Here is a 15,611-nt window from a genome sequence, read left to right as displayed (position 1 = left end):
GTAATCAGAAACGGAGCAGATAATGAGAAGAATTAAATTGACAGTTGCATATGATGGCACGAATTATTGTGGATGGCAGGTGCAGCCGAATGGAATTACGATAGAGGAAGTGCTGAATAAAGCAATTTGCACACTTACCGGTGAAGAGATTGCAGTAATCGGTGCCAGCCGGACTGATTCAGGGGTTCATGCAATGGGGAATATTGCTGTGTTTGACACCGGGAGCAGAATACCGGCAGAACGCTTCTCCTATGCGCTGAATCAGAGACTTCCGGAAGATATTGTGGTGACGAAGTCAGAGGAGGTTTCACTGGACTGGCATCCCAGATATCAAAACAGTCTGAAAACTTATGAATACCATATTCTGAATACGAAGACTCCTGTTCCGACGAAGCGGCTTTATAACTGCTTCGTCAGTTTTGACCTCGATGTGAACCGCATGAGACAGGGAGCCCAGTATCTGTTGGGGGAACATGATTTCGCTGCATTCTGCTGCATCCGGACCAACGCAAAGACAACAGTGCGGACGGTCACAGATCTTCAAATTCAGCAGAATCCGCTGAAACCGGAAGAAATTACAATCCGGATTACAGGAAATGGATTTCTGTACAATATGGTGCGGATCATCGCAGGAGTGCTGATTCGCGTCGGGAGAGGGTTTTATGAACCGGAGAAGGTTTTGGAGCTTCTTGAAGGTAGGGAACGAAAAAAGGAGGCAGTCACTGCACCTCCTCAGGGATTGTGTCTAATGGAGATAGTATATGAAAACGATGGATTTTGTGTTTCGAATAGCAGGAGCTGAGGATGTGCCTGCCATAGATAAGATGATCAGGCAGGCGAAGTCAGGTATCACGGATCCGGACTGGTTTGAAGCGGAAGATATGGAATTTGTACGCAGGCATATTTCGGAAGAAGGGTTTATCATTCTGGCGCAGCCTGAGATCGACCGGACAAATACGGCAGCATTGCTTATTGTACGTTTCCCGAAACGTGAAGAAGATAATCTGGGAGAATATCTGGAACTTTCAGAGGAAGAAATGCAGAAGGTCGCACATTTGGAGATCGCGGTAGTCTCTCCGGAGTTTCGAGGAAATTCCCTGCAATATAAACTTCTGGTGGAGGCACAGAGGATATTGAAAAATGGATGGAACGAGCTTGAAATCCGATACTTGATGGCAACTGTTCATCCGGAAAATGTGTACAGTCTTCGAAATGTAGAACGGTTTGGAATGAAAATCGCTGCTGATGTCAAGAAATATGGCGGAAAACGGCGATTTGTTATGTGGAAGAATTTGGATGATGAATATGAGGAAGGAAAATGAAATTACTGAAGCTGGTTGTAGTAGATGATGAACCAATCCTGCTGCAGGGGCTGCTTAAAACTTATGACTGGGGAAGCATGGGGTTTGAAGTGGTGGGAACTGCACAGAGTGGGGAACAGGCGATTCAGGTGATCAAGGAGAAGAAACCGCATGTGGTTCTGACGGATATCCGTATGAAACAGATTTCTGGTCTGATGGTCATGGAGGAGATTCAGAAAGAGGACATGGATTGCCTTTTTATCGTGCTGAGTGCGTACAGGGATTTCGAATATGCACGCCAGGCATGTGAGCTCGGGGCTTTTGCCTATCTTTTGAAACCGATTGAGGACGATAAATTGCAGGAAACCATGGAGAATGCATACAAAAACTGCATGGCACAGATTGAAAATGTACAGCGTATTGAGAGTTGGGAGAAGATGGTGAAAAAAGATTCTGACAGTTTCCTGCAAGTCATTGTACAGAAATACCTTCAAAAGAAAATTACATATGAAAAGATGGAACAGGTCTTTGCAACGGTCGATGATGTGATCCGGGATGGGGATCGTTTTATTACATTGTGTGTAGATATAGATCTTACATATAAGATTACGAATTCGCTTGATTATGAAGCAACAAAGTTGTCGCTGATTCGGTATCTGGAACAGGTGATGAATGGAAAATATTTCTTCTGGCATTTTGAAAGCGAGGAAGGATATTTTGTTTTTCTGGTGAAAACAAGTAAGAATGATACCGTCAAAGAATTGAAACTTCTGATGGAACATATTAAAGAAGAACAGAATTGTCCGGTCGTGGCATCAATTTCAAAACCTTATAAAGGCATGAAAGGGATTGGACGGAGCTATGAAGAGGCTGAAAAATTATTCGGTCTTGCGAGTGCGTCCGGTGCAAGCGCATTTACTATGCCTGAGGAGATTGAGGAAAGTGAGGAACGTACGGATTTTGAGGATGCCGAACTTCTGATTGTCAATGCTATTCGGAAAAATGATGAAAAAGAGCTGAAAAAGGCTTTTGTGCATTTTATCTACAATTTGCCCGAAGCGGAAGAAATGCAATGCCAGCTCCTGCACAAATTGATGCTGAGAGTGGAATTTTTGCTTAAGGATTCCTATGGAATGGTGGACAGTCTACGAGAGCAGTTTCGCAATTATTATTCGAATATCCAGAATCTCAGTGCGGCAAAATCGGTAGATGTATGTTATCGGATTCTCGGCAGTGTCATTGAAGAAAGAAAGAAGCATGCAGGTAAAGATGAGACCCGGTACTTCAAAGAGTATATGTCTGTTGCAGTCGGATATATTGAAGAACACTTGAATGATGAGAATTTATCCATCGTTTCCGTAGCAACTCATATTTATTTGAATCCGGTTTATTTTGGCAGAGTTTTCAAAAATACATTTCATATGACATTTAAGAAATATTTGCTCCAGCAGAGGATTGAGCGGGCAAAGAAACTGCTGTCTGAGGGGGATGAGAGCATAGGAAGTATCTGCGAGCAGGTGGGAATAAGCAATCCTTCCTATTTCTCTCATTTGTTCAAAGAATCCACGGGAATGCTTCCCAGTGAATATAAACGGAATTGTGAGAAAGGGTAACGGCCAGAGATGAAGATCGGGAAAATGAAGTCCGGAATTCAAAAAAAATATTTAAAATACACCATAGCACTTTTGATTCTGGCACTCTTAATGTCAAGCATAGGTGTGTGGATGTTCACTTATCGTCGTCTTAGCTCGGCAATTGTGGATAAATACACTTCTCTCGATGAGAAAATGGGGATTGCACTGGATTCTCTGTTTCAGAAAAGTGATGAAGTCCTGGCAGAGTGTATCCTCAATACAGACGTGCAGGACAGCCTCAGAACGGGAAATCTGGAAGAGGTTGAGAAGACGACGATCAGTAAATACTTTGCTTACATTGACATGGAACATGTATCGGAATACTGTTATGTTGATAATAAACAGAATGTATATACGCGTTCATATTCCAAGATTGATTACGAGGATTTTAAAAAGAGTAAAATGTCTGCTCGGCTCGGGGATTCGTACGCAAAGACGAAATGGTTTCTTGCCCCGGATACGTTATTCGGAGAAGGAAAGCAGGCGGTATTTATCGGGCGGTATGTGCACAGTATGGAATATGCACATGAACCCGGAATGCTGTTCCTGAAAATGGAAGAAGAATTTCTGGATGACATTCTGGGCAGCAATCCGGCTTCCATATCAGATGCTGCGGTTGGAATCATGGATGGGAATGGACAGTTTTGGAAAATGTGGCATCCGGACGGATACGATCTGCCGGATGCAGATCAGAAGATCATGAAAGAAATAGCGAGAACAGACGGAGAAGGTATGATCGCCAACGGAGAGAAAATTCACAGTGGCCTTCTGTCGGCTTACCGGCAGAAGGAGACAGGACTTATCGTTTACACGATCGTACCAAATAGTGTGATTTCTAAGGATTTGGGAAAAATTCTGATCATTTTGTCCGGGATCTATCTTCTCGTCATTGCCGTTGCGTTGAATTTAAGTATCTATTTTTCCAAACGATTTACGAGACCGATCCAGACAATCAGTGAAGCGATGACGGGATTTGACGGAAATGATTTTAGCAGGAAAGTTGAACTGAACACGAATACAGAACTGGATCAGATCGGACAATCCTATAATCAGATGCTTGTAAATATTGAAAATCTTTTGGATGAGATCAAATTACAGGAACGTGAACTGAGGACTAGTGAAATGAATATGCTGATCAGTCAGATCAATCCCCATTTTATGTATAACACTCTGGATACGATCTACATGCTGGCAAGAATCAATGGTGAGAAAACGACAATGAAAATGATACAGGCATTGTCAAAATATCTCCGTTTGTCACTCAGCAAGGGTAATGATATCGTTACAGTGGAAGATGAACTGGAAAATGTAAAGAGTTATATGGAGATCCAGCAGATCCGAAATGAAAATCTGTTCCGATATGAGATTGAATGTCAGGTGGATGCAAAGAGGACCTGGATTTTGAAATTGATTTTGCAGCCGCTTGTAGAAAACGCAATTAAGTATGGCTTTTGTGAAATCTACGAAGGGGGATTTATTCGGATTACGGTAAAAGAAGATGCGGGGCAGCTGAGTCTGGAAGTCTACAACAGCGGAAAGCCGATTGACGGTAAAATGGCAGATAAGATCAATGCGCTTAACGGGGCGCCTCTTAAGAATCTCCGGGAGTGTTTCCCGGACAAAAAACATGGATACGGCGTGACTAATGTTATTACGAGGCTGCGTCTGAAATATGGAGAGGATGTACATTTTGAATATCAAGCAGAAAATGACGGAACCAGATGTATTATCCGGATTCCGGATGATGGGAAAGAAAATAGAGAATTATAGAAGACTATTATCAGTATTGCTCTGTGTTGTGATGCTGGCAGGGGTTGCCTGTGGATGCCAAAAGAGCGAACAGACACAGACCAAGGAAGAAGAACGGGGAGAAATCCACATTCCTGTAATCTTTACTGTAAATCCTACGAATGGTAAAAAGAGTAACCAACAGCTTACAGAAGCTTTCAATGAGGAATATGACGGAATCTATCAGGTTGATGTAGAGTGGGTGTTGGAGACAGAAGAGGAATACCGGCAGAATCTGAAACGGCAGAATGTGACGGATTCGCTTCCTGCGGTAATCACAGATCTGCGGATGCTGCCGTCATTTTATCAGATGATGATCGAAGATGGCCGTCTGGAAGATCTTGCACCGTATCTGGAAGCGGATGAAGAATGGAGAAATATGGTTGAGCCTGCGGTAATGGAAGCGTGTATGGAAGAGGATGGTGCAGTGTACTTGGCACCGATCAGTACGGCGGTATTTTCCTGCTCCGGTATGTTCTGGAATAAAGAATTGTTTGAAAAGGCAGGGATAGAGCGATTCCCGGAGACCTGGGAAGAATTCTGGGAATGCTGCGACAGGCTGCAGAGTTGCGGTATTACACCACTTGCATTGCATACGGAAGGAACAGGATGGGCTCCCATGTTGATTGCAACAGCGGCAATTGCTGATACATCGGATGGTGCTGAATTTATGAAAGAGCTTTTCCCGGATACATATCAGAATGAAAGCGGTGTTATGCTGGCAGAAACGCTTAAGAAACTGTTTTCTTATACAACAGATGATGCAATGCATGCCGATTTCGATGTTTCATTTACCAATTTCTTTTCGGGAGAGGCGGCCATGATCCCGAATGGATATTGGATGATCGAACAGATACCTGATGGATGGCGGGGGAAGACTCGCTTTTCGGCATTCCCGGGAAATAAACTGATCTCGTCTCCTGAGACATTCGGATGGGCGGTGGTTTCTGATTATAGTGATGAAGTGAAGAAGGGGGCTGTGGAATTCTTGAAATTCCGCACAAAGTATAATAGGGAAGAAAGGGAACGCCTGATGAAATCCGGTGAGGGATGGAATGTGCCTGCACTGAGTGATTATATTGACGCTTTTTCGGCGGACCCACAGATCGTTCCGAATTACCAGGTGAAATGGAATTCCATCTTACAGGAAGAAACTTTGGAAGAGTGTCTTCCGGAACTGGCTAAAGGGAAGATTACAGTAGAAGAATTCCTGAAAAAAGCGGATGAGAGTATCCGGGAATATGAGGCTGAACAGTAAAGTGTAAACCTGAACTATTAAAAATAAAAGGTATGTTTTTTGATAGTTCAGGTTTTTTTCTTGATAACGGACAGGAATATTTCTCTGCTATGATTATTACAGAAAAAAGAAAACCAAGTTTTCAGAAAAGAGGGAGAATTTGTTATGAAAAACAAAAAAAGATGGATCGCACTGGGACTGGTTGCAGCAATGGCAGTAGGAACACTTGCAGGCTGTGGCGGAAAGAAAGAAGAAGGTGGCGACGGAGAAGCAACAGGTTCTGTATATTATCTGAACTTCAAACCAGAACAGGATGAACAGTGGCAGGAACTTGCAAAAGCTTACACGGAAGAAACCGGAGTAAAAGTTGAAGTTGTTACAGCTGCATCCGGAGAGTATGAAACCACACTGATGAGTGAAATGGGTAAGAGCGGTGCTCCGACACTGTTCCAGGTAAACGGACCGGTTGGACTTGCTAACTGGAAAGATTACTGCTATGACCTTTCAGATTCAGATGTTTACAAACAGCTGACAAGCGAAGATTATGCACTGAAAGATGGCGACAAAGTAGCTGGTATCGCTTACGTTATTGAATCTTATGGCCTGATTGTGAATAAAACGCTGCTTGCAAAAGCTGGCTACACAATTGACGATATTCAGTCTTTCGCAGATTTGAAGAAAGTTGCAGAAGATATCACAGCACGTTCTTCTGAACTCGGATTTGCAGCATTTACATCAGCAGGTATGGATGGATCTTCTGACTGGAGATTTAAGACACATCTTGCAAACCTTCCGATCTATTTCGAATATCAGGAGGACGGAATCGGAACAACTGATGCAATCAAGGGAACATACCTTGACAACTATCGTAATATCTGGGATCTGTACATCAACAACAGTACCTGCGCACCGGCTGAACTGGCTGCCAAGACAGGTGATGACTCCCGTAACGAATTCCTGGCAGGTCAGGCAGTATTCTTCCAGAATGGTTCATGGGAATACGGCAACCTTACAGCAGACGGAACATTTACAGATGATGACCTTGCTATGATCCCAATCTACATCGGCGCAGGCGATGAGGCAAATCAGGGACTGTGTACCGGTACTGAAAACTACTGGTGTGTAAACTCAGAAGCAGACGAAGCTGATATTCAGGCTACTCTGGATTTCATGAACTGGTGTGTAACTTCTGAAAAAGGAACAAAAGCTATGGGCGAAGATATGGGATTCGTTATTCCGTTCAAGAATGCAGTAGAATCTCAGAACCTGTTCGTAAAACAGGATAAAGAAATGACAGAAGCAGGAAAAACACCTGTATCTTGGAACTTCCCGACAATGCCGTCAGAAGAGTGGAAGAATGGTGTAGGCCAGGCTCTTACAGCATATGCAGCAGATCAGACTGATGAACAGTGGGCTGGTGTTGTATCCGCTTTCGTAGATGGATGGAAAACAGAATACGAGCTGGCAAATCAGCAGTAATAAGGAACTGGAGTAAACATGAAAAAGGACAGGCAGCGTTCCTGCCTGTCCTTATTATGTGAGGATTTGAAAGGCAAACGGTTATCTGCCTTGTCAGATCTGGTTATGAGTGAGGAGGAGCTCTATGGAAAAAGCGTTAAAGCGTTACGCACCGATTTTTATTCTTCCAACCTTTCTTGCATTTGTAATTGGATTTATCGTACCGTTTATAGAAGGCTTATATCTTTCATTCTGTAAATTTACGACGGTAGACAATGCAACATGGGTAGGACTTACAAACTATATTGCGGCAATCAAAGATACATCATTTACTGATTCCTTTAAATTTTCAGTTATGTTCTCGGTTGTCTCTATTCTGACTATCAATGTGCTTGCATTCGGACTTGCACTTCTGTTGACACAGAATCTGAGAGGAACCAACATTTTCAGAACAGTATTCTTTATGCCGAACCTGATCGGCGGTATCGTTCTTGGATATATCTGGCAGATCTTGATCAACTGTGTGCTGTCACTTACTGCTCAGCCGCTGCTTGCACTGAACAGCAAAGCCGGATACTGGGGCATGATCATCCTGATGTGCTGGCAGCAGATTGGATATATGATGATCATCTATATTGCAGGACTGCAGAATGTGCCGGATTCTTTGATTGAGGCGGCTAAGATCGATGGTGCTACGAACCTTCAGACACTGATTAAGATCAAAGTACCGATGGTTATGTCATCCATTACTATTTGTGTATTCCTGACATTGACAAACTCATTCAAATTGTTCGACCAGAACCTCGCACTCACCGGCGGTGATCCGAACCATACAACAGAAATGCTGGCACTCAACATTTACCAGACTTTCTATGCGCGTTCCGGTATGCAGTGGAAGGGTTATGGACAGGCAAAGGCAGTTATTTTCTGTCTTATCGTAATTGTTATTTCGTTTGCTCAGCTTAGAGCAACCCGTTCAAAGGAGGTGCAGCAGTAATGGATAAAAAAAGAAAGCCGGGTAGTATGATATGGACCATTATTTTGGGAATCGCTTCTGTTCTCTGGATATATCCTGTTGTCATGATTCTTTTAAATTCTCTGAAAAAAGAATCTGCAATCAGTACAGCTGCTGCGTTCAAACTCCCTACGGCAGACTCTTTTACAGGTATTGCAAACTATATTGATGCGATTGCATCCAAGGGATTCCTGAGCAGTTTGGGATTCAGTACATTTATCACCATCACCTCTGTTACGGCAATTCTGATCTGCTGTTCTATGTGTGCATGGTATATCACCCGTGTAAAAGGCGTGATTTCACAGGTATTATATTACCTGTTCGTATTCTCAATGGTAGTCCCGTTCCAGATGGTTATGTTTACACTGTCTCAGACAGCAGATAAACTGAAGCTGAACACTCCGTGGAATATCTGGATTATTTATCTGGGATTTGGTGCAGGACTTGCAGTATTCATGTTCTGTGGATTTGTAAAATCAATCCCGATCGAAGTAGAAGAGGCTGCTATGATCGACGGATGCAATCCGCTTCAGACCTTCTTCCTGATCGACGTACATATACTGAAACCGACGATGATCTCTGTTGGTATTCTGGAAGCTATGTGGGTATGGAATGATTATTTGCTTCCGACATTGGTTCTTGATATCAAGAAATATAAGACTATTCCGATGCTGATCCAGTACTTCAGAGGAAGTTACGGTAAAGTGGAAATGGGACCGATGATGGCAAGTATCATGCTTACTGTCATTCCGATCATCATTGTATACCTGGCAGGACAGAAGTATATCATCAAAGGTGTTGCTGCCGGTGCGGTAAAAGGCTAATCAGGCTAACATATTATAAAACGAAAAGAAAGCGGTTTCTGGAAACGGGAACCGCTTTCTTTTTGTTTTTTGAGCGGGACAGAAAAACAGAATCTTCCTTGACAAATGAATCAATATAAGTTAGTATTACTCCATGACGAAATATTTAAATGCTGTGATAGGAAGAAGTAGTTTCTGACAAGACTCAAACAGAAAGTTACCGGTTGATGAGAGGTGCAGGAAGAGTTAGAGATGAATACATCCTGGAGCATCACACCGAACGCAGAGAGAAGAGAACAGGTAAGTAGGCTGTGACGGAATGGCGGACGTTATACCGCTGCAGTGATGGATGCGATGGCAGAGTCACTCACGGAGGCATACAGCGCGAGCTGCATGTGAAATAAGGTGGTACCACGGGATTATTCCCCGCCCTTACAGAAAAAAAGTAAGGACGGGGCTTTTTTTCGCAAAAACAAAAATTGATTAAATAATTTTTGAAAGAGAGGATAACGAAAATGGGAATTTATGAAGAACTTCAGGCGAGAGGACTAATCGCCCAGGTAACTGATGAACCGCTGATCCGCGATTTGGTAAATAACGGAAAGGCAACATTTTACATCGGATTTGATCCGACTGCAGACAGTCTGCATGTAGGGCATTTCATGGCGCTCTGCCTGATGAAACGTCTGCAGGAAGCCGGTAACAGACCGATCGCTCTGATCGGCGGCGGTACAGCTATGATCGGAGATCCGTCAGGACGTACGGATATGCGTCAGATGATGACGGAGGAAACGATTCAGCATAATTGTGAATGCTTCAAGAAACAGATGAGCCGTTTTATCGATTTCTCGGATGGAAAGGCATTGATGGTAAATAATGCGGACTGGCTTCTGGATCTGAATTATGTAGAAGTGCTGCGTGAAGTCGGTGCGCATTTCTCCGTAAACCGTATGCTTTCTGCGGAATGCTATAAGCAGAGAATGGAACGCGGACTGAGCTTCCTGGAATTTAACTACATGATCATGCAGAGTTATGATTTCTACATGCTGTTCCAGAAATACGGATGTAATCTTCAGTTCGGAGGAGATGACCAGTGGAGCAACATGCTCGGCGGTACGGAGCTGATCCGCCGTAAACTCGGAAAAGATGCAAGCGCCATGACAATCACGCTTCTTCTGAATTCCGAAGGCAAGAAGATGGGCAAGACACAGTCCGGTGCAGTCTGGCTTGACCCGAATAAGACTTCTCCGTTTGAATTCTACCAGTACTGGAGAAATGTGGCAGACGCGGATGTGTTAAAATGCCTGCGTATGCTTACGTTCCTTCCGCTGGAGCAGATTGATGAGATGGACAAATGGGAAGGCGCCCAGCTGAATAAGGCTAAAGAAATCCTTGCTTATGAACTGACAAAACTGGTTCATGGCGAAGAAGAAGCCGAGAAGGCACAGCAGGGAGCACGTGCGCTGTTCAGCTCCGGAAATGCAGCAGATATGCCGACAGCAGAGCTGACTGAGGAAGATTTTACAGACGGGAAGATCGACATCCTGACCCTCCTTCATAAGAGCGGTTTGGTCCCTTCCAAATCTGAGGCGCGCCGTGCCGTTCAGCAGGGCGGTGCAGCGGTGGACGGTGAGAAAGTTACAGACATCGCAGCAACATTTGCCAGAGAAGAATTTGACGGAGACGGAAAAGTCTTGAGACGCGGTAAAAAGAATTTCCGTAAAGTAGTGAACAAAGCGTAAGTAATATCGGACTGGAGGCATACGTGATGAGTTTTAGAGAAATAAAACCGGAAGAACTGAAAGAAAATCCATTCGATCTGATCGGAAAACAGTGGATGCTGATCACGGCGGGCGATGAGACGAAATGCAATACGATGACTGCAAGCTGGGGAGGCGTCGGAATCATGTGGGGAAAACCGACTGCGACAGCCTATATCCGTGATTCCCGTTTTACCAAAGAATTTGTAGATGGAAGCGAGTACTATACTTTATCATTTTTCGAGGAAACATACAGACCGGCGCTGAGTCTCTGCGGAAGGGTTTCCGGAAGAGATACGGACAAGATGAAAGATGCGGGACTGACTCCGTACTATATAGACGGAACGTCAGCGATTGCGGAGGCACGTCTGATCTTTGTCTGCCGTAAGGTGTTCCATCAGAGAATGGGAGAAGAAAACTTTGATGATCGCAAGAATCTGGAAAAATGGTATCCGGATCGCGATATGCATACGATGTATATGGGCGAAATTGTCAAAGTACTCGTAAAAGAGGATTAATGCTATGGGTAGATGGAAGCAGAACATCACGGTCGTTCTTGCATCTGCTTCACCCAGAAGAACGGAACTTCTGGGACAGGCGGGGATTCGTCATGTAGTCATCCCATCAAGCTGTGAGGAGACGATCAGCTCTGTGGTGCCGGAAGAGGTTGTCATGGAGCTCTCTGCGCAGAAAGCAGAAGACGTCTACGCAGGCTATGAGAAAGGGCATCCGGATGAAGAATTTGTCGTGATTGGTGCGGATACCGTTGTGGCATCCGGTAAAGAGATCCTTGGCAAGCCGAAAAGTGAGGAAGACGCATACCACATGATCTCCCTGCTCCAGAACCGGACGCATCAGGTATATACCGGAGTGACACTTCTGGCGAAAACGAATGAAGGACAGAAGAAGAATACATTTTTTGAATGCAGTCACGTGGCGGTGTATCCGATGGAGGAGGAAGAAATCCGTGACTATATTGGAACCGGAGAACCTATGGATAAAGCTGGCGCGTATGGGATTCAGGGCGGTTTCGCAATCTACATTCGGGGAATAGAGGGGGACTACAACAATATTGTCGGACTTCCGATCGCCAGAGTGTATCAGGAACTGAAAAAAATGGAAATATGATCGTATGACTGGATGAAAAATGTAAGCAACAAGGAGAAAAATACGATGAAGAAGAAATGGTGGCATGGAAAAACAGCATATCAGATTTACCCGAAAAGCTTTATGGACAGCAACGGAGACGGGATCGGTGACATCCGGGGAATTATCGGTAAACTGGACTATCTGAAAGATCTGGGCGTGGATATCATCTGGCTGTCCCCGATCTATCAGTCTCCGTTTGTAGATCAGGGATATGACATATCTGATTATTATGCTATTGACCCGGCATTTGGAACGATGGAAGACATGGACGAACTGCTTGAGGAAGCAAAAAAACGCGATATGTACATCGTCATGGATCTGGTTGTAAATCATTGCTCAGATCAGCATGAATGGTTTCAAAAGGCACTTCAGGATCCGTATGGAGAATACGGAAAATATTTCTATATCAGAGAAGGAAAAGACGGGCAACCGCCCTGCAACTGGCGCTCCTATTTCGGAGGCAGTGTCTGGGAAAAACTTCCGGGATATGAGAATCTGTTTTATCTTCATATGTTCGCGAAAGAACAGCCGGATCTGAACTGGGAGAACCCGAAGCTGCGGGAAGAAATCTATAAAATGATCCGCTGGTGGATGGAAAAAGGCTTGGCCGGTTTCCGGTTGGATGCAATTATCAATATTAAGAAAGATCTTCGTTTCCAGGATTTCCCGGCTGACCGTGAAGACGGAATGTGCAGCGCAGCGCTGATGCTCCAAAATGCGCAGGGGGTTCATGAATTTCTTCAGGAGATGAAAGAAAAAGCCTTTGCGCCGTATCAGGCATTCACGATAGGAGAGCTTTTTGATTTTCGCGAGGAAGAGATGGAGAAATATATCGGAGAGAACGGCTGTTTTGAATCCATATTTGATTTTGCGCCGCATTTAATTGGCGGAAATCAAAAGGGATGGTATGCCTGTGAGCCGGTGGACCCGGATGCATACCGGGATACGGTGATGAGAAGTAAACTTACGTCGCAAAAAACAGGACTGATGGCGAATATCATCGAGAATCATGATGAGCCTCGCGGGGTAAGCCGTTATATTCCGGAAGGAGAAGTGACGGAAATCAGCAAGAAAATGCTGGCAGGACTTATGATGATGACTTATGGCCTTCCGTTTCTCTATCAGGGACAGGAAATCGGTATGACAAATACCCGTTTCGAAAGCATTTCCGATATCAATGATATCAGCACGATCGAAGAATATCGCCTTGCCAGAGAGCAGGGCTATGACGAGCGGGAAGCACTGGATATTGTTGCGAAATTCAGTCGCGATAATGCCCGCACACCGATGCAGTGGGATGACACTGAGCATGCAGGATTTACCGATGGTACGCCGTGGCTTAAAGAAAATCCGAATTATAAGGAAATCAATGTGGCCGACCAGGAAGGAAGAGAAGGATCTGTTCTCGAATTTTATAAAGAAATGATTCGTCTCCGCAAAGATCCGGAATATGGTAATACCGTTGTGTATGGAGAGATGATACCTGCATATGAAGGCGAAAAGAGACTTTTTGCTTTCTGTAGAAAGGACGAAGATCACACATTGCTGGTAGTTGCCAACTATCAGAACGAAGATCGGACCATACCGATGGAGTTTGACAGCAAAAAAATCCTGGTCAATAATTATCCGGAGGATAATATTGAGAAAAGAGTCCTGAAGGTGAAAGACGGCTGGCTGCTGACATTGCGGCCATATCAGTTCATTGTGGCAGAACTCTGACCGGAAAACAGATGGCTATAAAAACATAATACAGACAGAAGGACAGAAGGCTTTTGCGCCAACTGTCCTTTTGTCTTGTCATGCATATTCAAAAATGATCCGTTGAATCTTTTGGAGTTGAAGCCCTGTTTTGCTAAGAAGGTGATTCATTATTTTAAATATTTCACGCTGTAAGGCGGCATCTCCAGATGTCCGTTCATCTCAATGACTTCTCCGGTAAGCAGATCGGTCATCGTTCCGCCGAGTTCTCCGTTCTGGGCGGTGTACGGTGCATCGGAAGCGTTGATTGCAACCAGCATGCGTTCGGAATCCGTTTTGCGTTCAAATACAAGCTGGTGGTTGGTGAGGACAACATTGCGATAGGTTCCGTTACAAAGCGCATCACTGCCTGTGCGAATATGAATCAATTCCTTGATCAATTCCGTCAGTTCATTCGGCTTCGGCTCTTCAAAACATGGACGAAGTGCATAATCATTATTCGGAGCCTTGACGCCCTCTTCTCCCCATTCGCTGCCATAATAAATACACGGAACTCCAGGCATTCCGAGGAGAAGACCGTAAGCCAGCGGAAGATGGTTCTTATTGGTCAGAATGCTGGCGATTCGTGTTACATCATGATTATCGACAAAGGACATCAGATGCTTTCCGCGGTAAATGCACCACTGTTCCGGACCGTACTGGCGATTCAGAGAATGAGCGATCTCGAACATATTCATACTGTTGAAACTGGAGTAGATTCCTTTGTAGCACTCATAATTCGTACAACTGTGGAGCATTTCATCATTTACGATCAGATTATAATCGCCGAACAATACCTCGCCGATCAGAGCAAAATCCGGTTTCAGTTCCTGGCAGAAGCTGCGCAGGCGTTTCATAAAATTGCGCTCCAGACTGTAGGCAACATCGAGCCGCAGTCCGTCGATATCGAATTCTCCCACCCAGCCCTTCACGCATTCCAGAAGGTAATCGACAACAGCCGGATTGTAGAGATTCAGTTTGACCAGTTCATAGTGCCCTTCCCAGCCTTCATACCAGAAGCCGTCATTATAGGCGGAATTACCGTCAAAATTGATGCAGAACCAGTCTTTGTAGGGAGAATCCCATTTCTTCTCCTGCACATCCTTAAAAGCCCAGAAACCGCGCCCTACATGGTTGAATACACCGTCCAGAACAATCTTCACATTATGTGCATGCAGATCCTTGCAGACCTCTGCGAAATCCTCGTTTGTCCCAAGGCGACAGTCGATTTTTTTGAAATCGCGGGTATCATATCCATGATTGTCCGATTCAAATATCGGGTTCAATAATATAGAAGAAACACCAAGTTCCTGCAGATAACTGCTCCATTCTTTCAACTTCAAAATTCTCGGAACAACGTTGCCGTCATTGGAAGTCGGCGCTCCGGTAAATCCAATCGGATAGATTTGATAAAAAATGCCTTCATAAGCCCACATGTGTCAGTACCTCGTTTCTTGTATTTTTGTGTGGTTTCATATGTGCTTATTATACCATAGGAACAGATGACCGGGCTACTGTAAAATTTCTGTGATTGTATATACGATAACGAATTGTGCGGGGAGTCGAAAAAAATAAGGAATAAATCAAAAAAACAGTTGACATGGAAAAGGCACCATAATATAATCCCATTTTCGACACTTGATAAAAAACAAAGAGGCTCAAACCATTGATTTTACTGGGTTTTTGCCTCTTTTTATATTTTTTGAATGTTGTATGGAATTTTTACTTT

Annotated in this window: 13 protein-coding genes; 12 read left to right on the top strand and 1 reads right to left on the bottom strand. The window is 44.2% G+C overall.

Annotation, left to right across the window (positions count from 1 at the left end):
• The first annotated feature begins 22 nt into the window (after positions 1–22).
• From truA to ACTNA4_RS13745, 12 genes are all read left to right on the top strand, one after another.
• Entirely contained in the window at positions 23–802 is a 780-nt protein-coding gene (truA, locus tag ACTNA4_RS13800) for a tRNA pseudouridine(38-40) synthase TruA (RefSeq protein WP_427819611.1), read from the top strand.
• Entirely contained in the window at positions 762–1,322 is a 561-nt protein-coding gene (locus tag ACTNA4_RS13795; protein ID WP_427806956.1) for a GNAT family N-acetyltransferase, read from the top strand. Before truA ends, ACTNA4_RS13795 begins: the two co-directional genes overlap by 41 nt.
• Entirely contained in the window at positions 1,319–2,914 is a 1,596-nt protein-coding gene (locus ACTNA4_RS13790) for a response regulator (protein WP_427806957.1), read from the top strand. Before ACTNA4_RS13795 ends, ACTNA4_RS13790 begins: the two co-directional genes overlap by 4 nt.
• Before the next feature lie 9 nt (positions 2,915–2,923).
• Positions 2,924–4,705 carry a sensor histidine kinase gene (locus tag ACTNA4_RS13785; protein WP_441030613.1) on the top strand — a complete coding sequence of 594 codons (1,782 nt, stop codon included), beginning with the start codon at positions 2,924–2,926 and terminating at the stop codon, positions 4,703–4,705.
• Entirely contained in the window at positions 4,626–5,981 is a 1,356-nt protein-coding gene (locus tag ACTNA4_RS13780; protein ID WP_441030611.1) for an ABC transporter substrate-binding protein, read from the top strand. The genes ACTNA4_RS13785 and ACTNA4_RS13780 overlap by 80 nt, the downstream gene beginning before the upstream one ends.
• Positions 5,982–6,125: 144 nt before the next feature.
• Positions 6,126–7,439: an ABC transporter substrate-binding protein gene (locus ACTNA4_RS13775; RefSeq protein ID WP_427806960.1), complete on the top strand. Its 1,314-nt coding sequence runs from the start codon at positions 6,126–6,128 to the stop codon at positions 7,437–7,439.
• Between the two features lie 124 nt (positions 7,440–7,563).
• Positions 7,564–8,415 (top strand): carbohydrate ABC transporter permease, encoded by an 852-nt coding sequence (locus ACTNA4_RS13770; protein ID WP_427806961.1) that lies wholly within the window; start codon positions 7,564–7,566, stop codon positions 8,413–8,415.
• Positions 8,415–9,257 carry a carbohydrate ABC transporter permease gene (locus ACTNA4_RS13765; protein ID WP_427806962.1) on the top strand — a complete coding sequence of 281 codons (843 nt, stop codon included), beginning with the start codon at positions 8,415–8,417 and terminating at the stop codon, positions 9,255–9,257. The genes ACTNA4_RS13770 and ACTNA4_RS13765 overlap by 1 nt, the downstream gene beginning before the upstream one ends.
• Positions 9,258–9,751: 494 nt before the next feature.
• Entirely contained in the window at positions 9,752–10,978 is a 1,227-nt protein-coding gene (gene tyrS / locus ACTNA4_RS13760) for a tyrosine--tRNA ligase (protein ID WP_427806963.1), read from the top strand.
• Positions 10,979–11,004: 26 nt separating this feature from the next.
• A complete protein-coding gene (locus ACTNA4_RS13755) occupies positions 11,005–11,514 on the top strand; it encodes a flavin reductase (protein ID WP_427806964.1) in 510 nt (169 codons plus the stop codon).
• Between the two features lie 4 nt (positions 11,515–11,518).
• Entirely contained in the window at positions 11,519–12,124 is a 606-nt protein-coding gene (locus ACTNA4_RS13750; protein ID WP_441018373.1) for a Maf family protein, read from the top strand.
• A 45-nt stretch (positions 12,125–12,169) separates the two neighbouring features.
• On the top strand, positions 12,170–13,864 hold the full coding sequence (locus ACTNA4_RS13745) for a glycoside hydrolase family 13 protein (RefSeq protein ID WP_441030609.1): 1,695 nt from the start codon (positions 12,170–12,172) through the stop codon (positions 13,862–13,864).
• Between the two features lie 149 nt (positions 13,865–14,013).
• Here the strand turns inward: ACTNA4_RS13745 and ACTNA4_RS13740 are convergent, their stop codons facing one another.
• On the bottom strand, positions 14,014–15,318 hold the full coding sequence (locus ACTNA4_RS13740) for an alpha-amylase family glycosyl hydrolase (RefSeq protein WP_441030607.1): 1,305 nt from the start codon (positions 15,316–15,318) through the stop codon (positions 14,014–14,016).
• Between the last annotated feature and the right edge of the window lie 293 nt (positions 15,319–15,611).

The sequence above is a fragment of the Bariatricus sp. HCP28S3_A7 genome (assembly GCF_052066375.1).
Classification (GTDB): domain Bacteria; phylum Bacillota; class Clostridia; order Lachnospirales; family Lachnospiraceae; genus Allocoprococcus.
The sequence above is the reverse complement of the archived record's forward strand: the minus strand, read 5'-3'. Positions and strand labels throughout refer to the sequence as shown.